The organism is Streptomyces sp. NPDC020192, from assembly GCF_044388685.1.
In the GTDB taxonomy this organism is placed as follows: Bacteria; Actinomycetota; Actinomycetes; order Streptomycetales; family Streptomycetaceae; genus Streptomyces.
This window is the reverse complement of record NZ_JBIRXG010000023.1, coordinates 34633-59224: the sequence shown is the minus strand read 5'-3', so window position 1 is coordinate 59224 and position 24592 is coordinate 34633. Positions and strand designations below refer to the sequence as shown.

The window sequence follows — 24592 nt, the reverse complement described above, 5'->3', positions numbered from 1 at the left end:
CATGCCGCAGCCGCCGACTTCGTCCTCCGCCGCCGACGCCGAGCGGCCGCCGTGGGACGGGCCCGAGCGATTTCGGGCAGCCGGTGCCACCGCGGCGCAACCGGAGACCAGCTGTGTCCGGCCGCCGTCTCCGGACTCACGATCGGCTTCCCCGGCCGGCCGCGACGGGGCTCCGCCCCCGGCTGCTGACCGCGCCCGTCGGCCTGCCGCGATCCCGTCGCCCAGCACCGTGCCAGGCGGCCGCCCGGTGTCCGAGCTGCCGCCCACCCACGATGTGTTGATCTGTGTCGCCCTGCCCGGCCTCGCCATCTCCGGCGACCAGGGGCAGTTGGCCGGCCGGGGGCTGGACGGGTTCTACCGAGGCGGCCGGCGCCTGCTCTCGCGCTGCCAGATCCGCGTGGCCGGACGCGAACCGCTCGCCGTGCAGGCCAGGATGACCGGGGCCGACAGCGCCCGCTTCGTCGGGGCCCTGCGCGCATCCCCGGCGGCGGGTCCCGATCCGGATGTCATGGTCGAGCGCACGCGTCGCGCCGAGGGGACCGAGCGCATCATCCTCCGCAACGCCGCCGCGCGACCGCTGAGGCTCCCGGTCGAGGTCGCCCTCGGTACGGATCTCGCGGAGCTCGGCGCCATCGCCTCCGGCAGGGCGGGCCCCGAAGTCCCGGCCATGGTCCGCGACTCGGGCCTGCGCTGGGCCACGGCCGGCGTCGCCGCCAGCGTCACCGCCGACCCGCCCCCCTTCGACGCCCTGGCATCCGCCGGACTGCTGCGCTGGGAAGTGGAGCTGCCGCCGGGCGGAACGGCGACTGTGGAACTCCGGGTACGGCTCGACGGCGCGGGTCCCCTGCGGGCCGCGGGGCAGACCGCGACCGGTCCGCTCGCCCTCGCCCGGGCGACGGGTGACGACCCCAGGGTGGCCCCGCTCCTGCAGATGGCCGTCGCCGACCTCCAAGCCCTCCTCTTGCGCGACCCCGCCCACCCCGCCGACACCTACCTCGCCGCGGGCGCGCCATGGCGCTGCGGGATGGCGCCCGCCGAGGCCCTCGCCGCCACCCGCATGGCCCTGCCTCTCGGTACCCGGCTCGCCGCGGGCACACTGCGCACCCTGGCCCGCACCCAGCTCCCGGACCGGGATCCGCGGGCAGGCCTGATCCCCGGGCCACGGCGTGACGCCGGACCGCTCCTCCCACCGGGCTGCACGGGAACGGAGGCCACACTGCTCTTCCCCGTCCTGCTCGCCGAGGCCCGCCGCTGGGGGCTCCCCGAGCAGGAGACGAGAGAGCTGCTGCCGGCCGCTGAACGCTGTCTCACCTGGCTGCGGACCACCGTCGGCGACGGCATCTACCTCCCCGACCCGCAGCCCGCAGGCCCGGTCCGCTGCGAGACGCAGGCCCACGCGCACCGGGCGGCCCTGCTCGGTGCCGACCTCCTCGACGCCTACGACCGGCCCGGTGGCACCGAGTTACGCCAGTGGGCGCAGGACCTGCGGGCAGCCTTCCGGGCCGACTTCTGGGTCGAGGACCGCGGCGGCGGACGCCCTGCCGCGGCCCTGGCAGCGGACGGCCGGCCCGTTCCGCACCTGGGCTCCGCCGCCGTCCACCTGCTCGACACCGGCCTGCTCGGTTCCGGGCGGCTCGCCCAGGGCCTCCTCGACCAGGTGCAGACCGAACACCTCGCCCGGCTGCTCGGTACCCCCGCCCTGGACGCGGGCTGGGGGTTGCGCGGTCTCGGCGCCAAGGAGGCGGGACACAACCCGTTCGGCCATCGGACGGGAGCCGTCCGGGTCCACGAGACCGCGCTGGCCGTCACCGGACTGGCCGCCGCCGGCTACGAGAAGGAAGCGGGCGGCCTGCTGAGAGGCCTGCTGGCCGCGGCGGAGCACTTCGGCCACCGGCTGCCCGAGATGTTCGGCGGCGAGCAGCGTTCTGCAGGGAGCGCTCCCCTTCCGCACCCCGCGGCCTGCCGGCCGGCGGCCACCGCCGCAGCTTCCGCGATCATGGTGCTCATCGCTCTCGCGGGCATCCGCCCCGACGCCCCGGCCCGTACGGTCACCTTGCGCCCCGTGCGCAGTGCGCCGCTCGGGGAACTCGGGCTCACCGGGCTGCGCCTCGCCGGCGCCCCCTTCGCCGTGCGGATCAGCCGACTGGGACTCGCCATGGTCGAGGAGGCGGCGGACGGCCTGCAGCTGGGAGTGTGACCTCGTACGACGCGACCGAACGAAGTAGGGGAGTCGGCCCTGCGCCCCATAACGGAACGAAGCAGAACCACCACCGATGCGGCCGGCGAAGGGAGTGTTTATCGTCAGGCAGACGACTATGATCGCCGCATGCCCTACGACCCGTCAGCCTTTCCGCCCTTCGCCGTCACCGTGGACCTGGTCGTGCTGACCGTGCGCCGCCATGCCCTGTGCGCGCTGGCGGTACGCAGGGGCGAGCCCCCGTTCCAGGGGCGATGGGCACTGCCCGGCGGCTTCGTACGGGCCGACGAGGACCTTTCCCAGGCGGCGGCGCGCGAACTCGAAGAGGAGACCGGGCTGAGGGCGCATGATCCCGCGGCCCCGGCCCAGGACAACGGTGCCCACCTCGAGCAGCTCGCCACCTACGGCGACCCTAAGAGAGACCCGCGCATGCGGGTGGTCAGTGTCGCGCACCTTGCCCTCGCACCCGACCTGCCCGCACCGCGCGCGGGAGGGGACGCGAGCAACGCGCGCTGGGCGCCGGTGGAGGAGCTGCTCCAGCAGGGCGGCTACGGACGCGACGGCGAGCCGGTGGCGCCGCTCGCCTTCGACCACGCCCAGATCCTCGCCGACGGAGTGGAACGGGCCCGGTCCAAGATCGAGTACTCGTCGCTGGCCACCGCGTTCTGCCCGGCCGAGTTCACCGTCGGCGAGCTGCGCCGGGTGTACGAGGCGGTGTGGGCAGTGGCCCTCGATCCCCGCAACTTCCACCGCAAGGTCACCGGAACGCCCGGATTCCTCGTCCCCACGGGAGGTACGACGACGCGCCAGGGCGGCCGGCCTGCGCAGCTCTTCCGGGCAGGCGGAGCCACCCTGCTCAATCCTCCGATGCTGCGCCCGGAGGTCTGAGGGGTACGGGGTCCGTCTGCGCGGGTGCTGGCTCCGTCGAACGGCGGACGTGAACCGGTCTGGACCGCAGCACACCCGGCGCTAAATGGGGTGATACCCGGAAAACCAGACATGGCGCGCTATCTTGCTGCAGGTGATCCAGGCCTTCGGACTGACCAGCAATTCCCGCAAGGCGCACCCGCCGGCCGTCGACGACGTCTCCTTCGAAGCGCGTGCCGGACAGGTCACCGCGCTCCTCGGAAGCGCCGGCGCGGGCAAGACGACTGCGCTCAGGCTGATGCTCGAACTTCAAGAGGGGCGCGGCATCACCCACTTCAGAGGGCGGCCCCTGCACAGCATCGCCCATCCGTCGCGGGAGGTCGGCGTGCTCCTCGGCGACGTACCAGGGCACCCGGCGCGTTCCGTCCGCGGCCATCTGCGCATGCTGTGTGCGGCCTCGGGCGTCCCCGCGCGACGCGCCGACGAGGTCCTCGAGGTCGTCGGCCTGGTCAGTCTCCGAGAGGAACGCCTCGGCACGCTCTCATGCGGCATGGACCGCCGGCTCGGCCTGGCCTGCGCTCTGCTGCCTGACCCGCACACGCTCGTCCTGGACGAACCCGCCGACGGCCTCTCCACCCGCGAGGCACAGTGGCTGCACGGCATGCTGCGTGCCCACGCCCAGCAGGGCGGCACTGTCGTCTTCACCACGGCCGATCCCAAGGAGGCCGCGCGTGCGGCCGATCACGTCATCACCCTCGACGGTGGCCGGCTCAAGGCCGATCAGGACGCCAGGGAGTTCGCCCGCACCCGGCTGCGCCCGCGCGTCGCCGTCCGCAGCCCCCATGCGGCCCGCCTCGCGGCCCTGCTCACCAAGGAGGCCCGTACCGCCCGCCGCTCCGTCGAGGTCGTGCGGGAGGGCGGCAACCGCCTGTCGGTGTACGGCTCGACGACCGCCGACGTCGGCGACACGGCCTTCCGTCACGGCATCCTCGTCCACCAACTCGCCGACGAGGTAGGCGACATGGGGTCGGCGGCCGGTGCCGAGCTCGGCGTCTCGTCGGCGGAGGCGGGCGAAGTCGTGGCGAAGGAGCCACAGGGGCGGGACGAACACAGCCCGTCCGGTTCGCCGGCGGCGGAGCCGGAGACCGTGGCACCCGGCCCGCCCGCAGCGGAATCCGCTTTGGAATTCGGCTCCGGTGCCGCGCCGTCGGATCCGGGTTCCTCCGTACCCGACTCGCCCGCGCCGGAGAGGGCTACCGTGGCGTTCGGCTTCACGCCCGCAGAGCCGAACCGCGCGGCGTCCGACGTCAGGGCAGGAGAACCGGGCGCCGTGCCGGCAGGCTTCTCGGCAGAGAGGCGGGAGTGCGCGGACGCGGGCGTGCCGGCGCCGGAGCCGACGGTGTCGGCTTCCTCCTCTGACGAGAATGCGCGCGGAGCATCCACGCACGCGTCGGCGGAGCGGGCTCAGTCTGCCGACGGCGAGCGGCCATTGCTCGGGGAAGCGCCCGCTTACCGGGCGGGGGCGGAGCACGCGGAGACAACCTGCGACGCCCGGGCCGAGAGCGGGTCACCAGGTGCGCTCCCGGAGGCCGGCGGCACGTTGTACGGGGGCGCAGCTCTCGGCGGTGAGGACGGGGCCGGTGGGGGTGAAGGAATGGTCCCTGCCGAGGTGCTCGCGGGTGCCGACGGCAATGGGGCTGTCGACGTGAGTGCCGGCGCCGCGCCTGGCGTGGTCGCGGTGGTTCAGGAAGCGCAAGACAGCAGTACGAGCATTCCGGCAGGGGGCGTCTCCGCAGCGAGCATCTCCGCGCTCCGCGCCCGCCTCCCCGGCGCCAGGAATCCGGGCACCCGGCAGACCCGGACCGTCCGGGCCACCCGCTCCGATGCCGCCCCGGCCCTCGATGCACTCTCCTCCCTCCCACCCCCCATCTCCGTCCGTTCCGCCCCCAGCCCCCTTCGCCCCCTGCGCTACGAGATCCGGCGCGCCACCGGAATCGGCGTCGGCTTCCTCACCTGCGGTGTCTCGCTGGCGGTGTCCGCGATCATCGCCGTACTGCTCGCACGGCTCGGGCACACCCCGCAGGCGCTGCTGTTCGCCGCCTGGCCGCGGGAGCTGCCGCTGCCGCCCGCGGCGCTGGCGGCGGGGCTGCTCGGTGCGCTGGCCTTCGGGGACGAGTTCCGCCACCCCGCCCTCGCGGCGGACCGCGGCACCGTGCCCCGCCGGCTGGGGCTGCTGACCGCGAAACTCCTCGTCTCCGGAGCCACCGCGGTGCTGCTCGCCTTCCTCACCGTGGGCTGCGACGCCGAAGTGCTCTACATCGTCTACGGACGGGAGCTGGCCCAAGTTCCCGCGGACTGGCTTTCGCTGGGCGCGAGTTGGTTCGGTCTCGTCGTCGGCTGCGCCTGGGCCGGTGTACTGGCGGCCGGTGTCTTCCGGTCCACGGCGGGGGGACTGGCCGCCGTACTCGCCGTACCCGTTCTCGTCGTCCCTGTCGTGCACAAGGTGGTGCGGGACCCCGCTCTTCGCATGGCGGCCGGATTCCCGGAGCGGATGCGGGAGGTGTTCCTGCTGCAGTGGCCCTTCGGAGGGGAGCGGTACCTGCTCGGGCTGGTGCGGGTGCTCGCCCAACCCGTAGGCAGCGCAATGGCGTTGTCGCTGGTGGCACTCCTGTGTGCGTATCTGGTCACGATGCTGCGTACCAGGTTCCGGTGAGGAGTGTGTGTCCACTTCTGATATCACTGTGTGCGCAACTCCCCGCGGAAAGCCCATTTCTTTCCGATAAGGCGTCAATTGCGACGGGGTGAGCGATCACCCTTTCGTGTGCTTTTCACCAAAGACCTCAAGGGAGTTGGAGACGGCGCCGACAAAGGATCCGTGAGTACCCTTGCGCACACCATGATGACCGCCGCCCGCTCCACCGACTCCGGTCTGGCCGGCCCGGGCGAACTCGACCGCTACCCCTACGCCGAGGCCCCGGTGGCCGATCGCGTCGGAACGCCCTCCTGGGAGAGCGCGGACCCCGAGCTGGGCCGCGTCGGCAGGCGTGCCGCGGGCAGCCGCGGACGCGGACTGCACGGCCAACTCGTCCAGCAGCTGGGGCAGATGATCGTCTCGGGCGACCTGGGGGCGGACCGCCCGCTGGTGCCCGAGGAGATCGGCCAGCGCTTCGAGGTCTCCCGCACCGTCGTCCGTGAGTCCCTCCGTGTCCTCGAGGCCAAGGGCCTGGTCAGCGCCCGCCCGAACGTCGGCACGCGCGTGCGTCCCGTCAGCGACTGGAACCTGCTCGACCCGGACATCATCGAGTGGCGGGCCTTCGGGCCGCAGCGCGACGACCAGCGCCGCGAGCTGAGCGAACTGCGGTGGACGATCGAGCCGCTCGCGGCCCGCCTCGCCGCCGGGCATGGGCGCGAGGAGGTGCAGCAGCGCCTCTGTGACATGGTCGAGATCATGAGTCACGCCATGGCACAGGGTGACGCGCTGACCTATTCGCGCGCCGACAACGAGTTCCATGGGCTCCTCATCCAGATCGCCGGCAACCGCATGCTGGAGCACCTCTCCGGGATCGTCTCGGCCGCCCTCCAGGTGTCGGGCGGCCCGGTCACGGGCTGCGACCGGCCGAACGAGACGTCCCTCGCGCAACACGCGCGGATCGTCGACGCCCTCGGTACCGGCGACGGCGCGGCGGCGGAGGCGGCCATGCGCCAACTGCTCACGGTTCACCCCGAGGTCGAGCGCGTGGTCCCCGCCCCGCGCGAGCACTGACTTCGCGGCGAGGCGGTGCGGCCGCCGTTGTGCGGCGTCAGCGTGGTTCTCGCGGGTCTCGTGGCGGCGCCGGGCTCGGTACCGGCCGCCGCCGGACCCCGCTGGATCCTGTGCGGACCGGCGGGGTCCGGCGGTGCGACAGCCGCCGTACCTCCCGCGCGTGAGGGGAGGCCAGGTCAGGGCGTGATCTCCTCTGTCCGTGTCTGATCGCCTTTGACCGCTTACGGGGTGTGACTCGGGCCACGTAGATTGGGCGTAACGCTTGTGGAAACAGCGCGATGACCTAAGAGGTGACAGCCGCGGAGGGAATACGGACGCCAAGACAGGCGCTGTGCATCTTCCCGGCCCGCCCGCGCCGTCGGCCCATCCCCAGGCCGGTGGTCGGCTCCTGTCCTCAGTGGACGGTGCCGGAAGCCGTTTTCCAACGTTCCGAGAGGTTGTTCGTGTCGGCCAGCACATCCCGTACGCTCCCGCCGGAGATCGCCGAGTCCGTCTCTGTCATGGCTCTCATTGAGCGGGGAAAGGCTGAGGGGCAGATCGCCGGCGACGATGTGCGTCGGGCCTTCGAAGCTGACCAGATTCCGGCCACTCAGTGGAAGAACGTACTGCGCAGCCTCAACCAGATTCTTGAGGAAGAGGGTGTGACGCTGATGGTCAGTGCCGCAGAGCCCAAGCGCACCCGAAAGAGCGTCGCAGCGAAGAGTCCGGCCAAGCGCACCGCCACCAAGACGGTCGCGGCGAAGACGGTGACGACCCGGAAGGCCACCGCCACCACGGCCGCCCCGGCGGCACCCGCCGCTCCGGTCGCAGCCGATTCCGCCGAGGAAGCCGTACCCGCCAAGAAGGCCGCCGCCAAGAAGACGACCGCCAAGAAGGCGGTCGCCAAGAAGACCGTCGCGAAGAAGACGGCCGCCAAGAAGACCACCGCCAAGAAGGACGACGCCGAGCTTCTCGAGGACGAGGTTCTCGAGGACACCAAGGTCGGCGACGAGCCCGAGGGCGCCGAGAGTGCCGGTTTCGTCCTGTCCGACGAGGACGAGGACGACGCGCCCGCGCAGCAGGTCGCCGCGGCCGGCGCCACCGCCGACCCGGTCAAGGACTACCTGAAGCAGATCGGCAAGGTCCCCCTGCTCAACGCCGAGCAGGAGGTCGAGCTGGCCAAGCGCATCGAGGCGGGTCTTTTCGCCGAGGACAAGCTGGCCAACGCCGACAAGCTGGCGCCGAAGCTGAAGCGCGAGCTGGAGATCATCGCCGAGGACGGCCGCCGCGCCAAGAACCACCTCCTGGAGGCCAACCTCCGTCTGGTGGTCTCCCTGGCCAAGCGCTACACCGGCCGCGGCATGCTCTTCCTGGACCTCATCCAGGAGGGCAACCTCGGTCTGATCCGCGCGGTCGAGAAGTTCGACTACACCAAGGGCTACAAGTTCTCCACGTACGCCACCTGGTGGATCCGTCAGGCCATCACCCGTGCCATGGCCGACCAGGCCCGCACCATCCGTATCCCGGTGCACATGGTCGAGGTCATCAACAAGCTCGCGCGCGTGCAGCGCCAGATGCTCCAGGACCTGGGCCGCGAGCCCACCCCGGAGGAGCTGGCCAAGGAACTCGACATGACCCCGGAGAAGGTCATCGAGGTCCAGAAGTACGGCCGCGAGCCCATCTCGCTGCACACCCCGCTGGGTGAGGACGGCGACAGCGAGTTCGGTGACCTCATCGAGGACTCCGAGGCCGTCGTCCCCGCCGACGCCGTCAGCTTCACGCTTCTGCAGGAGCAGCTGCACTCGGTTCTGGACACCCTGTCCGAGCGCGAGGCCGGCGTCGTCTCCATGCGATTCGGCCTCACCGACGGTCAGCCGAAGACCCTCGACGAGATCGGCAAGGTGTACGGCGTGACGCGTGAGCGCATCCGCCAGATCGAGTCCAAGACCATGTCGAAGCTGCGCCACCCGTCGCGTTCGCAGGTGCTGCGCGACTACCTCGACTAGGTCGTATCCGTACGAGGTCGAAGGCCCGGTTCCCTGTGTGGGGGCCGGGCCTTCGTGCTGCGCGCAGCCGTGCTGTGGATCACTCTGGGTGTTCCGGAACCACCCTGGAGTGAGGATCCTGCATGCGCCGTTCCGTTGTCCGGGCACTGATCGGGCCGCTGGCCCTGGCGGCCGCCATGACCGTCATACCCCTGGTGAGCGCGGCGCCCGCGAGCGCCGACAGCGTGGTGGTCGGGGGGTTTCCGATAGAGGTCTCCCAGGCTCCGTGGACGGTCGCGCTGTCCAGTCGTGACCGGTTCGGAGGTACGCGGGCCGGCCAGTTCTGCGGCGGCGTGGCGGTCGCGCCGACCGCAGTGCTCACAGCCGCCCACTGCCTGAGCGAGGACGTCCTGGGGAAGCCGCCCGATCGGATGCGCGACCTCAAGGTCATCGCGGGGCGCACGGACCTGCTGTCGGGCGAGGGCGAGGAGATCGCCGTACGCGAAGCCCGGGTCAACCCGGGGTACGACAGCACGACCAACGCCGGTGACTTCGCCGTCGTCACCCTCGCCACATCCCTGCCGCAGAGCGCGGTGGTTGCCATGGCCGGCCCGGGCGACCCGGCCTACACGCCAGGCACCGAGGCTCTGGTCTCCGGATGGGGCGACACGACCGGCGGCGGCGCCTACGCGCGTCGGCTGCACGCCGCACGCGTACGCGTCCTGTCCGACGATCTCTGTGGGAGTGCCTATCCGGGCGGTCCTGAGGGCGCCTACAGGGCGGCCAGCATGCTCTGCGCCGGGGAGACCGTCGGCGGTCCGGACGCGTGTCAGGGCGACAGCGGCGGCCCTCTGGTGGCCGCGGGGCGACTGATCGGGCTCGTGTCGTGGGGGAGCGGCTGTGGCCGGCCCGGAAGCCCCGGCGTCTACACGCGCGTCTCTGAGGTCGTACGAGTGCTGAACGCGGCCTCAGGTGGACGCACGCGGCCCCATGGGCGCTCCTGAGGGCTCGCTGCGGGGTAGGGGTATGAATACGGGCGGCCGCTCCCGGTGTGGGAGCGGCCGCCCGTACACCGGCCTGTGCCGGAGCTGGCTCGTCGTATGTGCGAGATTCAGCGCTCTTCGTCGGAAGCGGTGTTCGGAACGGTCGTCAGCCGCTCCGACTCGTCCTGTATCTCAGCGGCGATCTTCTTGAGTTCCGGCTCGAACTTGCGACCGTGGTGGGCGCAGAAGAGCAGTTCTCCGCCGCTCAGCAGGACGACGCGCAGGTATGCCTGGGCGCCGCAGCGGTCGCAGCGATCGGCGGCCGTCAGTGGGCTCGCGGGGGTCAGAACAGTAGTCACGTCGCCTCTTCTCTAGCTCGACGAGCTGTCGTACCAGGGTCAACATCCAACCAGCCCGAAAACGTTCCCGCTCGTGGCTTTTCCTCGAAAAAATCTTCCGGGCGGCTGTCTGCTGCCGGTTGGCGGCGAATGTGCCGTAGTGCGTGTCTTGTGTGCTTACGGTTTCGCGCAGTGTTGTGTTTCGGTCCTCCCGGCGGGGTTGCCGGTTGTTCATGAGGACGTGCCCGGAGCCTAAATGGTTCATGCCTCCAAGGGAACGTGATGTGTGCTTCACTCCCACGAGGGATCGAACACTCATGCGAGCCTGGACTAGTCTGAGTTTGCGACGAGGGTGGCGTTACACCGGCTCTACCAGGCCTCGGTACCCTCTGAGCGGCAACCGAAGCCGCCCCCTTACCCCAGAGGGGACCAACCGAAATTCAGCGAGGAGCGAACCGCGTGACCGCCGATACGTCCGTGCCGTCCACAGCGCTGCTGGCAGGAGCAGACCGGGACGGTTCCAACTACACCGCGCGGCACCTGCTCGTCCTCGAGGGCCTCGAAGCCGTGCGCAAGCGTCCGGGTATGTACATCGGCTCGACCGACAGTCGCGGCCTGATGCACTGCCTGTGGGAGATCATCGACAACTCCGTGGACGAGGCCCTCGCGGGTGTCTGCGACCACATCGAGGTGATCCTCCACGACGACGGCTCCGTGGAGGTGCGCGACAACGGCCGGGGCATCCCCGTGGACGTGGAGCCCAGGACCGGGCTGTCCGGCGTCGAGGTCGTCATGACCAAGCTGCACGCCGGCGGCAAGTTCGGCGGCGGCTCGTACGCCGCCTCCGGCGGTCTGCACGGCGTCGGTGCCTCCGTGGTCAACGCCCTGTCCGCCCGGCTTGACGTCGAGGTGGACCGAGGCGGCCACACGCACGCGATCAGCTTCCGGCGCGGTGTGCCGGGCGCCTTCGCCGCCGCCGGCGCCGACGCGAAGTTCGAGGCCAAGAGCGGCCTGCGCAAGACCAAGAAGGTCCCCAGGACCCGTAGCGGCACGCGCGTGCGGTACTGGGCCGACCGGCAGATCTTCCTCAAGGACGCCAAGCTCTCCCTGGAGACCCTGCACCAGCGCGCCCGGCAGACCGCCTTCCTGGTGCCGGGCCTGACGATCGTCGTCCGCGACGAGTTCGGCTTGGGCGAGGGCGGCAGCAAGGGCGAGGAGTCCTTCCGCTTCGACGGCGGCATCAGCGAGTTCTGCGAGTTCCTGGCCAACGACAAGCCGGTCTGCGACGTCCTCCGCTTCTCCGGCCAGGGCACCTTCAAGGAGACCGTCCCGGTCCTGGACGAGCACGGCCAGATGACCCCCACCGAGGTCACCCGCGAACTCGGGGTGGACATCGCGCTGCGCTGGGGCACGGGCTACGACACGACGGTCCGGTCCTTCGTCAACATCATCGCCACCCCCAAGGGTGGCACCCATATCAGCGGCTTCGAGCAGGCTCTCACCCAGACGCTGAACGATGTGCTGCGCGCCAAGAAGATGCTGCGCGTGGCCGAGGACAACATCGTCAAGGACGACGCCCTGGAGGGCCTCACCGCCGTCGTCACCGTGCGCCTGGCCGAGCCGCAGTTCGAGGGCCAGACCAAGGAAGTCCTCGGCACCTCGGCGGCCCGCCGCATCGTGAACAGCGTGGTCACCAAGGAACTGAAGGCGTTCCTGACCGCCACCAAGCGCGACGCCGCGGCGCAGGCCCGGGTCGTCATGGAGAAGGCCGTGGCCGCCGCCCGTACGCGCGTCGCGGCCCGCCAGCACAAGGACGCCCAGCGGCGGAAGACCGCCCTGGAGTCCTCGTCCCTGCCGGCGAAGCTCGCCGACTGCCGCAGCGACGACGTCGACCGCAGCGAGCTGTTCATCGTCGAGGGAGACTCCGCGCTCGGTACGGCGAAGCTGGCGCGGAACTCCGAGTTCCAGGCCCTGCTCCCGATCCGGGGCAAGATCCTCAACGTGCAGCGGTCGTCGGTGACCGACATGCTCAAGAACGCCGAGTGCGGCGCGATCATCCAGGTCATAGGAGCGGGCTCGGGCCGCACCTTCGACATCGACCAGGCCCGCTACGGCAAGATCATCATGATGACCGACGCCGATGTGGACGGCTCCCACATCCGCTGCCTGCTGCTCACGCTTTTCCAGCGCTACATGCGGCCCATGGTCGAGGCGGGCCGGGTCTTCGCCGCGGTGCCGCCGCTGCACCGGATCGAGATCGTCCAGCCCAAGAAGGGCCAGGACAAGTACGTCTACACGTACTCCGACCGCGAGCTGCGCGACAAGCTCATGGAGTTCCAGAGCAAGGGCATCCGGTACAAGGACTCCATCCAGCGCTACAAGGGTCTGGGCGAGATGGACGCCGACCAGCTGGCCGAGACCACGATGGACCCGCGCCACCGCACCCTGCGCCGGATCAACCTCTCCGACCTGGAGGCCGCGGAACAGGTCTTCGACCTGCTGATGGGCAACGACGTGGCACCCCGCAAGGAGTTCATCTCCAGCTCGGCGGCGACGCTGGACCGGTCCCGCATCGACGCGTAGCCGCTGCGCTGGGCCTCGGCCGACAGGGCCTGCCCCTCCGGGGGCGGGCCGCGGAGGTTCGTCCGGGTGGGGCTGGTCGGTGGTGGCCGGTCGGCGGTGGGTGGCTGGCTGACATGAGCCTCGGCCGGGGAGGCGGGGTGGTGCGCGCGCCTGGGCTGGCGGCGGCTGGTCGGGGACGCATCCTGTGCTTGCGGCGGTCGTTCGGTGTGCGCCTCGGCTGAGGGCGGTGGGCTGGTGTGTGCGTCGGCTGGCAGTGGTGGCCGGGTGCGGGGTCCGGTTGACGGTGGCGGTCAGGCGTGGAATCAGGCTGACGGTGACCGTTCGGGGCATGGGTCGGACCGACGCCGACATTCGCGTGGATGGCCCGGGTCGGCGACGGCAGCTCGCCGGACATCCCGGGCCGAGGGTAGCGGGTGGCGAGGGCGGTGTACGCCCGGCCGCCGTCGCCCCATCACCTGTGCGCCGCCATAGTCTCCGGCCGACCGCTGCCCCATCCGTCCCCGGTCGATCGCCGCCGGTCAGCCGTGTCCTGCCGCTGCGCTCCAGCGCAGAGGGTGCTCTCACATCCGCTCCGTCTGCCGGGGCTGCACCCACCCGGCCCCGCCGTTCGGAGTCGGAACCGGCCTGCCCCGGCCGGTTGACTTCGCACCGCACCCAAGCCGCCCGCCGCCGGTCAACCCTGTTCCGCCGCCGAACCCAGCCACGCCGAGCCCAGCCACGCTGACCCCAGCCCCGGCCCCGCGCCTGGCCACGACCGCTGCGCCCGGCCACCGCCGCCACGCCGACCATGGCTGCTACGCCCCCGCCGTTACCGCCGACCCCGGCACGGTTCCTCGTCCCGCCGTCACCGCCGGTTACGGCCCCTCGTCTCGCCGTCACCGCCGACCCGACCCCGATCACGGTCGCTCGCCCCGCCACCACCCAACCCCGGCCACCCCCGTTCCGTCCCACGTCCGAGACCTGGACCCGCCTCGCCGCTGGGCCCACCGCGCTCCGGCGCCGCAAGGGACCCCGTCGATTGCAGCACCGGGCAGCACCCTGAGCCACGCCTCCGTCGCTCCGCCATCCCCACCCCCGCCTGGCGCCTACACCCGTGGGTGGAGATGAGCCGCCGCAGGTTTCCACCCGTGATCCACCTCTGCTCCGATCTCTGGACCTGCGGATTTCCGTAGCTTCGATGGTGTCGGCAGCGCACTGCTCCGGCACCACCTTCTCGCTCACGGAGGCTCTGATGTCCGGGCTCGTCAACGCGCTGGTGATCGCGGCCGTGGTCGCCATAGTGATCGTGCGGCAGTTCCGTGCCCGCCCGATCAACACCGACCGGCGTTGGTGGCTGATCCCCGTGATCCTCGCCGTCGTCGCGCTGCGCGAGCCCGGCATCCTCGACGCCCACCACCGCGCGGAGTCCGCCGTACTGCTGGCGGTGGAGCTGCTCACCGGTCTGGCGACCGGCGCCGGCTGGGCCTGGACGACCCGTCTCTGGACGGCTGAGGACGGCGTCGTCTGGACCAAGAGCACCAAGGCGAGCGGCGCGGTGTGGGCCGTGGGCATCGCCCTGAGGATCGGTGTCTACGCCGTCGGCTCCGCGCTGGGCCTGCACCAGGACAGCTCCGCCCTGATGCTCGGCCTCGCCGGCACCCTGCTGGTCCGCGGCGGCATCCTGGTCTGGCGGGCGCAGTCCTTCGGCACCGCGACCTGTCCCGCACCGGCGTACGGTGACGGCATGCGGTCGGCCTGGAAGGAGCGCGCGTGACGGACAACCTCTGGACCCGCTGGCCGTCGCGAGAGGCGCTCGGCCGAGCGGGAACCAGCCGACCTCGACGGGGGCTCGCCTGGGCCGTCAGACTCCTCGTGCTCGCCCTGCTGCTGTGGAGTGCGTTCAACCAGAGGCACGTCGGAATCTGGGGGGCGCTCGCGGCAGCGGCCACGGTCCTCATCGCTGGTCTGGTCTCCTGGGCCTTCTTCCGGACCACCTACCAGCACCGGCTGGTGCCCTCCCTTGCGCTGATGAGCGTGCTCCTGGCCATCGCGGTCGTCGGCGAGGCCACAGGGTTCAGAGGCCCGGCCTTGTTGATCTGGTGCGGCTGCGGAATCAGTGCCCTGGAGCGGCTGCCGCTCGCCGCGGCCGTACCCGTGACGTCCGTGGCGCTGGCCTCGTACTCCGCGTTCAACAACGACGTCTGGCTGACCACGGCCGCCACGGTGGCGGGCATGGCCCTCGCCGGGTACGTCCTGCGGCTGGACGCGGAAGCCCGTGGCAACGCGCAGCGGCTCCTCGCCCAGGAGCGGGCCGCCCGGGACGCCGAGGCCGAGTCCGCGGCGCTGGCCGAGCGGACCCGGATCGCGCGCGAGATCCACGATGTGCTGGCCCACAGCCTCTCGGCGCAGCTCGTGCATCTGGAGGCGGCCCGGCTGCTGATCGAGAACGGCGCCGATCGTGACCGGATCCTGGAGCGGGTGGTGGCCGCGCGCGGAATGGCCCGGGACGGACTCGCGGAGACCCGGCAGGCGCTGTCGGCGCTGCGGGGCGAGCTGACCCCGCTGGAGGACTTCCTGAGCGAACTCGTCACCGGAAGCGACGGCGCGGAGGTCACCGTCACGGGTGAGCGCAGACCCCTGCCGGCCGAGGCCTCCCAGGCCGTGCGCCGGGTCGCGCAGGAGGCGCTCACGAACGTCCGCAAGCACGCCCAGGGCGCCAAAGTGCAGCTGCGCCTCGACTACAGCGACCACGAGGTGACGCTGAACGTGCGGGATTCGGGCGGGCCGCCGGGCGAACTCACGAGATCCGGAGGCGGGTACGGTCTGCTGGGGATGCGTGAGCGCGCCGAACTGCTGGGCGGTTCGCTGGACGCGGGGCCGGACGAGGAGGGGTTCGTGGTGACGCTGAAGGTGCCCGTATGACCGAGACGGAGGGGGAGAAGACGCCCGCGCGGGTGGTGGTCGCCGACGACCAGACCGTGGTGCGGGAAGGCATCGTGATGCTCCTCGGGCTGCTGCCCGGCGTGGAGGTCGTCGGTGCGGCGGGCGATGGCGAGGAGGCGGTGCAGCTGGTCGCCGAACTCGCTCCGGACGTCGTCCTGATGGACCTCAGGATGCCCCGCTGCGACGGCGTGGAGGCCACCCGGCGGATCCGGTCGCAGTACCCCAGGACTCAGGTCGTGGTGCTCACCACGTACGCGGACGACGAGTCGCTGTTCCCCGCGCTGCGGGCCGGCGCCCGGGGCTATCTGACCAAGGACGCCGGCGGGGACGAGATCGTGCGGGCCGTGGAGAGCGTGCTGTCGGGGGACGCCGGGCTGTCGCCGAGCGTGCAGCGCCGGTTGCTGGAGCGGTTGTCGCAGCCCGAGCCCGGCCCGCCCGCGGCGCCCGAGACGCCGCCTGACGGGCTGACCGCGCGCGAGACCGAGGTCCTGCTGCTGATCGCCGACGGACTCAGCAACCAGGAGATCGCCCGCAGGCTGCATGTGTCGACGGCGACGGTGAAGACGCACATCAACAACCTCTTCGCCAAGACCGGCCTCAAGGACCGGGCGCAGGCGGTGCGTTACGCCTACAGCAAGGGGCTGGTGAGCCCGCCCACGCCGTGAATCACCTGATGGGGTGAAGAGCCGAGGGAAGAAGAGTCAGGGATCTTCCCGATCTGTCCATCCTTGGGCATGCAGTCAAGCAACGGCCGCGGCCGCGGAGCCGGGGACGGTCCCGGGAGTCCGGCCGAGAACCGGGACGATCACGGCACGCCTCCGCGTGATGTGACGTACGAGGACCCTTGGTACGACGCGCTGGCCTCCGGCTGGGGCGAGCTGGACGGCGCGGGCATGCCGGCGCCGGTGGTTCCGCCCGCGCGAGGGGAGCGGAGCGGACCGGCGGTTCGCGCTCGCGACGTGTACGTCGAGGTGCAGCGCAGCGCGGCCTTCCAGGAGGTGCGCAGCAGGTACCGGCGGTTCGTGGTGCCGGGAGTCGCTGCTTTCCTCGTCTGGTACGTCGGGTATGTCGTCGCCGCTACGGTCGCGCCGGATCTGATGGCCCGGCCCGTAGTGGGAGTGGTGAACGTGGGCATGCTGGCCGGGCTGGGGCAGTTCCTGACCACGTTCCTGCTCACCTGGGCGTACGCCCGGCATGCGCGCCTGCGCCGGGACCGGGCGGCGCTGGAGCTGCGCTGGGACACCCAGGAACTGACCCGTGAAGTGCGGGGAGGCGCCTCGTGACCGGGGACCATCAGACGCTGGCGCTGCTGCTGTTCAGCGGTTTCGTGGCTGTCACCCTCGGGATCACGACGTGGGTGAGCCGTCGGCGGCGTGGCTCGGCGGAGGAGTTCTACGCCGGAGGGCGGCTGTTCTCTCCCATGGAGAATGGTTTTGCCATCGCGGGTGACTACATGTCGGCGGCCTCCTTCCTCGGCGTCACCGGGCTCATCGCGCTCTACGGGTACGACGGGCTGCTGTATGTGGTGGGTTTCCTGGTGGCGTGGCTGGTGGTGCTGTTCCTGGTGGCCGAACTGGTGCGCAACTGCGGGCGGTTCACCCTGGCCGACGTGGTGGCCGCGCGGATGAGCGAGCGGCCGGTGCGGATCGCGGCGGGAACTTCCTCGGTCACGGTGTCTGTTCTGTATTTGGTGGCGCAAATGGTCGGCGCGGGCAGTCTGGTGGCGCTGCTGCTCGGGCGGACGGGCGGGGCGACCCAGGCCTGGACCGTCATCGGGGTCGGCGCGCTCATGGTGATCTATGTGACGCTGGGCGGGATGCGGGCCACCACCTGGATCCAGATCGTCAAGGCGGTGCTGCTGCTGAGTGGGACGGTCGTGCTGACCGTGCTCGTTCTGCTGCGCTTCCACGGCGACTTCGACCGGCTGCTGCTCACCGCCGCGGAGCGCAGCGGCCATGGCAGGGCGTTCCTGGCGCCGGGCCTGAAGTACGGCGGGAACTGGACCGCGCGCCTCGACTTCATCAGTCTCGGCCTCGCCCTGGTGCTGGGCACCGCGGGACTGCCGCACATCCTGTCCCGCTTCTACACCGTGCCCACCGCGCGCGCCGCCCGCCGCTCGGCCGTGTGGTCCATCGGGCTGATCGGCGGCTTCTATCTGATGACGATCGTCCTCGGTCTCGGTGCGGCCGCGGTGGTCGGGACGGACGCGGTGCGGGGTTCGAACGCGGCCGGGAACACGGCGGTGCCGCTGCTCGCCCTCGACTTGGGCGGCGGCGCGGGATCGACCGGTGGAACGGTTCTGTTCGCGGTCGTCGCCGCCGTCGCCTTCGCCACGATCCTCGCCGTGGTCGCCGGGATCACGCTCGCTTCGTCGGCCTCGGTGGCGCACGATCTGTACGCGTCGTTGCGCCGGCCGCACGGCAAGCCGCGAAGCGAGGTCGCGGTGGCACGGTTCGCGGCGCTCGGCATCGGTGTCGTGGCGATCGCGCTCGGCCTGCTGGCCCGCGGCCTCAACGTCGCCTTCCTCGTCGGGCTCGCCTTCGCGGTCGCCGCCTCGGCGAACCTGCCCGTGCTGCTGTACTCACTGTTCTGGCGCGGCTTCACCACCCGCGGCGCGGTGTGGGCCGTATACGGCGGGCTGATCCCGGCGCTCGGGCTCGTGCTGCTGTCCCCGGTGGTCTCCGGCAGTCCGGGCTCGCTGTTCCCCGGTGTCGACTTCCAGTACTTCCCGCTGCAGAACCCGGGCATCGTCTCCATCCCGCTCGGCTTCGTGGCCGGCTGGCTGGGCACGGTCACCTCGGACGAGGTCGCGGACGAGGCCAAGTACGCCGAGACCGAGGTACGGTCGCTGACCGGCGCCGGAGCCGTGTAGCGGCCCGCGCGGCGCTACGGCGCGACCCAGGCGTACCGGTGCTCCGGCCGGCCGGTGTCGCCGTACTTCAGGGAGAGCCGCAGCCGGCCGGCCTGTTCCAGGTGGCGGAGGTAGCGCTGGGCCGTGGAGCGGCTGAGGCCGGTCCTGGCGGCCACCTCGTGGGCCGACAGCGGCTGGTCGGCGCGGTGCAGGACGCCGCAGATCAGATCCGTCGTGGGTTCCGTGTGGCCGCTCGGCAGGCCGGGCGTGGACGGGACAAGAGACGTCCGCAGCGCCCCGAAGATGCGGTCGACCTGCTCCTGGCCCGTCAGGCCGTGGCCGCCCACCCGGTCCACCGTGCGGCGCAGGGCGGCGTAGGACTCGAGGCGGGTGCGCAGGGCGGCGAAGGTGAACGGTTTGACCAGATAGTGCAGGGCGCCCAGGCGCATCGCCCGCTGGACGGTCGTCACCTCGCTGGCCGCCGTGATCATGATGACGTCCGTGCCGTGGCCCTGCTCCCGCATGCGGTGGACGAGGTCGAGACCGGTCCGGTCCGGCAGATAGTGGTCGAGCAGGACCAGGTCGACGCTGCCGCGTTCGACGGTGGCCAAGGCCTGGGCGGCGCTGTGCGCGCGAGCGGTCACCCGGAAGCCGGGAACCTTCCCCACGTACTTGGCGTTTATCTCTGCGACGCGGAAGTCGTCGTCCACGACCAGGACGTCAATCATCAGGCCTCTCCTTCAAGGCCGACGAGCGTTGAGCCCGTGTTTCGGCTCCGCAGTTGTAGCGCGAGCAAAAAGAGCACAACAGGCTCTTGCAAGCAAAAGAACGGCTTGTACCCACAAGACTCCTGCTGTGGCCGGGGCCACACCTACCGTCCCGGGCCATGAGCGCACACACCAGCCCCGCCATCGAGCTGCGGGGCGCGAGCAAGACCTTCAGAACCCCGTCCGGGGGACTGCACACAGCCGTGCGCGGCCTCGACCTCACCGTCGGGCGCGGCGAGTTCGTGGCCGTCGTAGGACCGACCGGCTGTGGCAAGTCCACCACGCTGACGCTGGTCAGCGGCCTGGAGGAGCCCACCGAGGGCGAGGTGCTGGTGGCCGGCGAGCCGGTCGAGGGCGTCGGCGACAAGGTCGGCTTCGTCTTCCAGCAGGACGCCACCTTCCCCTGGCGCACGGTGCTGTCCAACGTCATGGCCGGCCCGCGCTTCAGGGGCGTACCGAAGGCGGAGGCCAAGGAGAAGGCCCGGGAGTGGCTGGCCCGCGTCGGACTCGCCGCCTTCGAGGACCGTTACCCGCACCAGTTGTCCGGCGGCCAGCGCAAGCGCGTCGCCCTCGCCGCCACCTTCGTCAACGACCCCGAGATCCTGCTGATGGACGAGCCGTTCTCCGCGCTCGACGTGCAGACCCGGGCGCTGATGTCGGACGAGCTGCTGGAGCTGTGGGAGGGCACGGGCGCCTCGGTCGTCTTCGTCACACACGACCTGGAGGAGTCCATCGCGCTCGCCGACAAGGTCGTCGTGATGACCGCCGGGCCCGCGACCGTGAAGGAGGTCTTCGACATCGACCTGCCCCGGCCGCGCAAGGTCGAGTCGGTGCGTCTGGAGCCGCGGTTCATCGAGATCTACCGCGAGATCTGGGAGTCGCTCGGCGAAGAGGTCCGCATCACCCGTGAAAGAGGTGCCGCTCATGTCGCCTGACGTCATGCCCGAGGCCCAGGTCGCACTGACCATGACCGAGCCCGCCGACAAGACGAGCCGCACGCAGTCGCGCGCGCGTGCCGCCCGCCGCCGCAAGGTCGTCGTCAACCTCGCGCGCGTGCTGGTCCTGGTGGCCGTCCTCGGCCTGTGGGAGGGGCTGTCCCGGGCGAAGGTCATCGACCCGTTCAACTTCTCGATGCCCTCGAAGATCTGGGACCAGATCTGGACCTGGGTGACGCACGGCACCGCGCTCGGCTCGCTGGGCGAACAGATCTGGTACACGCTCTACGAGGCGCTGCTCGGCTGGGTCATCGGTGTGGTCGCCGGTGTGCTCCTGGGCATCGCGCTCGGGCGGGTCAGATTGCTCGCCGAGGTGTTTGGTCCATACATCAAGGTGCTCAACTCGATTCCCAGGATCGTCCTCGCACCCATCTTCCTGATCTGGTTCGGCCTCGGGCCCTCCTCCAAGGTCGCCTCCGCCGTCGTGCTCGTGTTCTTCCCGGTGTTCTTCAACGCCTTCCAGGGCGCCCGGGAGGTGGACCGCAACCTGGTCGCCAACGCCCGCATCCTGGGGGCCGGCGACCGCAGGGTGACCCTTCAGGTGGTCATCCCGTCGGCCACGTCCTGGATCTTCACCAGCCTGCACGTCAGCTTCGGTTTCGCGCTGATCGGCGCCATCGTCGGCGAGTACATCGGTGCCACCAAGGGCATCGGCCTGCTCGTCTCCCAGTCGCAGAACACCTTCAACGCGGCCGGCGTCTACGCCGCGATGGTCATCCTCGCGGTCGTCGCCCTCGTCGCCGAGGGACTGCTGACCTTCGCCGAGCGCCGCATCTTCCGCTGGAAGTCCGCCGGTTCCGACGACTGACCGGCCCCTTCTCGGACCAGCCCCCCACGCCTTCCCCGCACCGCCCTCTCACAAGGACGTGACACCGTCATGTGCAAGCCCGCCAGATACGTCTCCCTGGCCGCCGCCGGACTCCTCGCCCTCTCCTCGCTCACCGCCTGTGCCAACGACGCGGCCAGCTCCACGGCCGACACCGGCAGCGGCGGGGGTGGCGGCAAGGGCGAGTCCGTCAAGATCATGGTCGGCGGCCTGGACAAGGTCATCTACCTGCCCGCGATGCTCACCCAGCGCCTCGGATACTTCCAGGCGGAGGGTTTGAATGTCCAACTGCTCAGCGAGCCCGCCGGCGTCCAGGCCGAGACCGCGCTCGTCTCCGGCCAGGTGCAGGGCGCCGTCGGCTTCTACGACCACACCCTCGACCTGCAGGTGAAGGGCAAGTCGGTGGAGTCGGTCGTGCAGTTCTCGCACGCGCCCGGCGAGGTCGAGGTCGTCTCCGACAAGGCGGCGGGCAGCCTCACGTCGCCCAAGGACTTCAAGGGCCGCAAGCTGGGTGTGACCGGGCTCGGTTCGTCCACCGACTTCCTCACCAAGTACCTGGCGGTCAAGAACGGTGTGGACGTCAGCGAGTTCACCTCGGTCGCCGTGGGGGCCGGCCCGACCTTCATCGCGGCCCTCCAGAAGGGCGCGATCGACGGCGGCATGACCACCGACCCGACCGTCGCGACGATCCTGGACAAGAAGGCGGGCAAGATCCTCCTCGACATGCGCACCCCCGAGGGTTCGCAGGCGGCGCTGGGCGGACCGTACCCGTCGTCAAGTCTGTACATGCAGACGGACTGGGTGAACGGACACAAGGACACCGTCCAGAAGTTGGTCAATGCATTCGTCAAGACGCTCACGTGGATGTCCACCCACAGCGCCGACGAGATCGCCGCCAAGATGCCCGCCGACTACTCCCAGGGCAACAAGACGCTCTACGCGCAGGCCATCAAGAGCACCCTGCCGATGTTCACCAAGGACGGCGTGATGCCCGAGGGCGGCCCGGAGACCGTCGAGAAGGTCCTCAAGTCGTTCAACCCCAACATCAAGAACGCCAAGGTCGACTTGAGCAAGACGTACACGACCGAGTTCGTCAAGGCCGCCAAGTAACGCGCGCGCCGTGCCCGTTCAGACGCGGGTCGCCCACACGTAACGGTGTTCCGGGCGGCCCGCGTCGCCGTACTTGAGGGTCAGCCGGGCCCGTCCCGTGCGCTCCAGGAGCTTCAGATAGCGCTGAGCGGTCTGTCGGCTCACCCCGGTCCGCTCGGCGATCTCCTGCGCGGACAGCGGGCTCTGTGCGTTCATCAACGCCTGGCGCACCAGTTCGGCCGTCGTGGGGGAGTGTCCCTTGGGCAGGCCCGGCTCCGCGGGCGCGGACAGGGCGCCGAAGATCCGGTCCACCTCCGCCTGTTCGGCCTCGCCGCCGCCGTCCAGAGTGCGCCGCAGCTCGACGTACGCCTCCAGCTTGGCCCGCAGGCCGGCGAAGGCGAACGGCTTCACCAGGTACTGCAGCGCCCCGTGCCGCATCGCGGCCTGCACGGTCGACACGTCCCGGGCCGCCGTCACCATGATCACGTCGGCCTGGTGGCCGCGCCGGCGCATCTCCCGGACGACCGCGAGACCGGTGTCGTCCGGCAGATAGTGGTCCATGAGGACCAGGTCCAGCCGCGGCAGCGTCCCCATCCGGCGCAACGCCTCGGCCGCGCTGTGCGCCTCGCCGGCCACGTGGAAGCCCGGGACCTTCGCCACGTAGGCCGCGTTGACCCGGGCGACGCGGGTGTCGTCGTCCACGACCAGGACCTCGATCATCGCGCCTCCTCCTCGGCAGCGGCGGACATGTGCTCCGGAGCCGGCTCAGCCGATCCCGTGAGCGCGGGCACCGGCTCCAGCTCCGGTTCCGGCTCGGTGAGTGCCTCGGGCAGGATCACGGTGAACTCGGCGCCGCCACCGTCCGCGCCACCCACGGTCGCGCTGCCGCCCTGCCGTTCGGCCAGCCGGCGCACCAGCGAGAGCCCGATGCCCCGCTTGCCGTGCGCGGGCGGTTCCTTGGTGGACCAGCCCTCCGTGAAGACCAACTCCCGCTGGTCCGCCGGGACCCCGGGCCCGGTGTCGCGCACCCGCAGGACGACCGTACGGCCCTCGCTGCGCAACTCGACCTCCACGCGCGCGTGAAGCGTGCCCGCGACCGCGTCCAGGGCGTTGTCCACCAGGTTGCCCACGACCGTGACCAGGCCCCGGGGGTCGATCAGCCGGTCCGGCAGCAGGGTGCGTTCCGACACCCACAGGGCGACTCCGCGTTCGGCCGCCACGGTCGCCTTGCCGACCAGCAGCGCGGCCAGCAGCGGGTCCTGGATCTTCTCGGTGACCTGCTCCGCGGTGACCCGGTGGTCGCCGACCGCCTCGCCGACGAACTCCACGGCGTCGTCGTACATGTCCAGCTCCAGCAGCCCGAGCAGCGTGTGCATGCGGTTGGCGTGCTCGTGGTCCTGGGCGCGCAGGGCGTCGATCAGCCCGCGCGTGGAGTCCAGTTCCCGCCCCAGCTGCTCCAGTTCGGTGCGGTCGCGCAGGGTGGCCACGGCGCCGCCGTCGCCGGTGGGCATGCGGTTGGCGACCAGCACGCGCTGGCCGCGCACGGTGAGCAGATCGGTGCCGGTGACCCGCCCGGCCAGGACATCCGTCGTACGGCCCTCGCCGAGCGCCTCGTCCGGAGGCTGCCCGAGCGCTTCGTCGCCGATGCCCAGCAGCCGCCGCGCCTCGTCGTTGAGCAGACGGATGCGGCCGCCGCGATCGAGGGCGACCACGCCCTCCCGGATGCCGTGCAGCATCGCCTCGCGCTCCGCGAGCAGCGCCGAGATGTCGGAGAAGGCCAGGTCACGGGTCTGCCGCTGGACCCGGCGGGAGATCAGCCAGGCGGCCAGCGCACCCACCGCGAGCGCGCCGCCGGCGTACGCGAACAGCCCCGGGATCGCACTGATCAACCGGGCGCGCACGCTGTCGTACGCGATGCCGACCGAGACCGCACCGATGATGCGGTGCCGGGAGTCGTACAGCGGCACCTTGCCGCGGGCCGAGCGGCCCAGGGTGCCGTCGTCGATCTCCATGACCTGCTTGCCGGCCAGGGCGTCGTGGGGGTCGGTCGAGACGTGCTCGCCGACCTCCGCGGGAGTGGTGTGGGACCAGCGCACGCCCCGCCGGTCCATCACCACGATGTACTCGGCGTGAGTGGCCTTCCGGATCCGTTCGGCCTCCACCTGCACCGGGCCGTTCGGCGCCGGCGCGGTGTTCCGCACGCCCTCAGCGATCTGCGGGTCCTGGGCCGTGGTCTGGGCGATGGCCAGCGCCCGGCGCATCGCCTCCTGGTCCAGCTGCTTGCTGAGGGGCGCGAGGAAGAGCCCGGTCGCGAGTACGGCCACTCCCGCGGCGATCGCCACCTGCATGAGCAGCACCTGGGAGAACACCCGTCGCGGCAGACCCAGGCGCAGGCGGCGGGCGGGGGGAGTGGGGCTCATGCGTACGACGTTACGTGGGAAGCACCG

19 protein-coding genes are annotated in these 24592 nt (G+C 71.1%); 15 read left to right on the top strand and 4 right to left on the bottom strand.

The window, feature by feature from the left end:
* The first annotated feature begins 247 nt into the window (after window positions 1–247).
* The 6 genes from ACH47Z_RS34850 (at window position 248) to ACH47Z_RS34825 (ending at window position 9795) form a co-directional block, all read left to right on the top strand.
* A complete protein-coding gene (locus tag ACH47Z_RS34850; protein ID WP_399080989.1) occupies window positions 248–2197 on the top strand; it encodes a glycogen debranching N-terminal domain-containing protein in 1950 nt (649 codons plus the stop codon).
* Between the two features lie 129 nt (window positions 2198–2326).
* A complete protein-coding gene (locus tag ACH47Z_RS34845) occupies window positions 2327–3085 on the top strand; it encodes an NUDIX domain-containing protein (RefSeq protein ID WP_399080987.1) in 759 nt (252 codons plus the stop codon).
* A 133-nt stretch (window positions 3086–3218) separates the two neighbouring features.
* Window positions 3219–5777: an ATP-binding cassette domain-containing protein gene (locus tag ACH47Z_RS34840; RefSeq protein ID WP_399080986.1), complete on the top strand. Its 2559-nt coding sequence runs from the start codon at window positions 3219–3221 to the stop codon at window positions 5775–5777.
* 162 nt (window positions 5778–5939) lie between these two features.
* On the top strand, window positions 5940–6827 hold the full coding sequence (locus ACH47Z_RS34835; protein WP_399080984.1) for a FadR/GntR family transcriptional regulator: 888 nt from the start codon (window positions 5940–5942) through the stop codon (window positions 6825–6827).
* A 500-nt stretch (window positions 6828–7327) separates the two neighbouring features.
* On the top strand, window positions 7328–8812 hold the full coding sequence (locus ACH47Z_RS34830) for an RNA polymerase sigma factor (RefSeq protein ID WP_399080982.1): 1485 nt from the start codon (window positions 7328–7330) through the stop codon (window positions 8810–8812).
* Window positions 8813–8934: 122 nt separating this feature from the next.
* Window positions 8935–9795 carry a serine protease gene (locus ACH47Z_RS34825; protein ID WP_399080980.1) on the top strand — a complete coding sequence of 287 codons (861 nt, stop codon included), beginning with the start codon at window positions 8935–8937 and terminating at the stop codon, window positions 9793–9795.
* Between the two features lie 107 nt (window positions 9796–9902).
* Here ACH47Z_RS34825 and ACH47Z_RS34820 read toward each other — a convergent pair whose 3' ends face one another.
* Window positions 9903–10133 (bottom strand): hypothetical protein, encoded by a 231-nt coding sequence (locus tag ACH47Z_RS34820; protein WP_399080979.1) that lies wholly within the window; start codon window positions 10131–10133, stop codon window positions 9903–9905.
* Window positions 10134–10571: 438 nt separating this feature from the next.
* Here ACH47Z_RS34820 and ACH47Z_RS34815 point away from each other — a divergent pair, with 438 nt between their 5' ends.
* The 6 genes from ACH47Z_RS34815 (at window position 10572) to ACH47Z_RS34790 (ending at window position 18489) form a co-directional block, all read left to right on the top strand.
* The gene (locus ACH47Z_RS34815) at window positions 10572–12695 is read left to right on the top strand and encodes a type IIA DNA topoisomerase subunit B (RefSeq protein WP_399080977.1); all 2124 of its coding nucleotides are present in this window, start codon (window positions 10572–10574) and stop codon (window positions 12693–12695) included.
* Window positions 12696–13926: 1231 nt separating this feature from the next.
* Window positions 13927–14448, top strand: a complete 522-nt coding sequence (locus ACH47Z_RS34810) for a DUF1453 domain-containing protein (protein WP_399081116.1) — start codon at window positions 13927–13929, stop codon at window positions 14446–14448.
* Entirely contained in the window at window positions 14445–15596 is a 1152-nt protein-coding gene (locus tag ACH47Z_RS34805) for a sensor histidine kinase (RefSeq protein ID WP_399080975.1), read from the top strand. Before ACH47Z_RS34810 ends, ACH47Z_RS34805 begins: the two co-directional genes overlap by 4 nt.
* Window positions 15593–16282 carry a response regulator gene (locus ACH47Z_RS34800; protein WP_399080973.1) on the top strand — a complete coding sequence of 230 codons (690 nt, stop codon included), beginning with the start codon at window positions 15593–15595 and terminating at the stop codon, window positions 16280–16282. Before ACH47Z_RS34805 ends, ACH47Z_RS34800 begins: the two co-directional genes overlap by 4 nt.
* A 69-nt stretch (window positions 16283–16351) precedes the next feature.
* Window positions 16352–16900, top strand: coding sequence for a DUF485 domain-containing protein (locus ACH47Z_RS34795; RefSeq protein WP_399080971.1), 549 nt, complete (start codon window positions 16352–16354; stop codon window positions 16898–16900).
* A complete protein-coding gene (locus ACH47Z_RS34790; protein ID WP_399080969.1) occupies window positions 16897–18489 on the top strand; it encodes a cation acetate symporter in 1593 nt (530 codons plus the stop codon). Before ACH47Z_RS34795 ends, ACH47Z_RS34790 begins: the two co-directional genes overlap by 4 nt.
* A 14-nt stretch (window positions 18490–18503) precedes the next feature.
* Here ACH47Z_RS34790 and ACH47Z_RS34785 read toward each other — a convergent pair whose 3' ends face one another.
* On the bottom strand, window positions 18504–19196 hold the full coding sequence (locus tag ACH47Z_RS34785; protein WP_399080967.1) for a response regulator: 693 nt from the start codon (window positions 19194–19196) through the stop codon (window positions 18504–18506).
* Window positions 19197–19354: 158 nt separating this feature from the next.
* Here ACH47Z_RS34785 and ACH47Z_RS34780 point away from each other — a divergent pair, with 158 nt between their 5' ends.
* The 3 genes from ACH47Z_RS34780 (at window position 19355) to ACH47Z_RS34770 (ending at window position 22166) form a co-directional block, all read left to right on the top strand.
* Window positions 19355–20170, top strand: coding sequence for an ABC transporter ATP-binding protein (locus ACH47Z_RS34780; protein ID WP_399080965.1), 816 nt, complete (start codon window positions 19355–19357; stop codon window positions 20168–20170).
* Window positions 20160–21038, top strand: a complete 879-nt coding sequence (locus tag ACH47Z_RS34775) for an ABC transporter permease (protein ID WP_399080963.1) — start codon at window positions 20160–20162, stop codon at window positions 21036–21038. The genes ACH47Z_RS34780 and ACH47Z_RS34775 overlap by 11 nt, the downstream gene beginning before the upstream one ends.
* Before the next feature lie 69 nt (window positions 21039–21107).
* Complete coding sequence (locus ACH47Z_RS34770; RefSeq protein WP_399080961.1) at window positions 21108–22166, top strand: ABC transporter substrate-binding protein; 1059 nt, start codon at window positions 21108–21110, stop codon at window positions 22164–22166.
* A gap of 18 nt (window positions 22167–22184) precedes the next feature.
* Here ACH47Z_RS34770 and ACH47Z_RS34765 read toward each other — a convergent pair whose 3' ends face one another.
* Both ACH47Z_RS34765 and ACH47Z_RS34760 read right to left on the bottom strand, forming a co-directional pair.
* Window positions 22185–22865, bottom strand: coding sequence for a response regulator (locus ACH47Z_RS34765; RefSeq protein ID WP_399080959.1), 681 nt, complete (start codon window positions 22863–22865; stop codon window positions 22185–22187).
* Complete coding sequence (locus ACH47Z_RS34760) at window positions 22862–24565, bottom strand: ATP-binding protein (RefSeq protein ID WP_399080958.1); 1704 nt, start codon at window positions 24563–24565, stop codon at window positions 22862–22864. Before ACH47Z_RS34760 ends, ACH47Z_RS34765 begins: the two co-directional genes overlap by 4 nt.
* Between the last annotated feature and the right edge of the window lie 27 nt (window positions 24566–24592).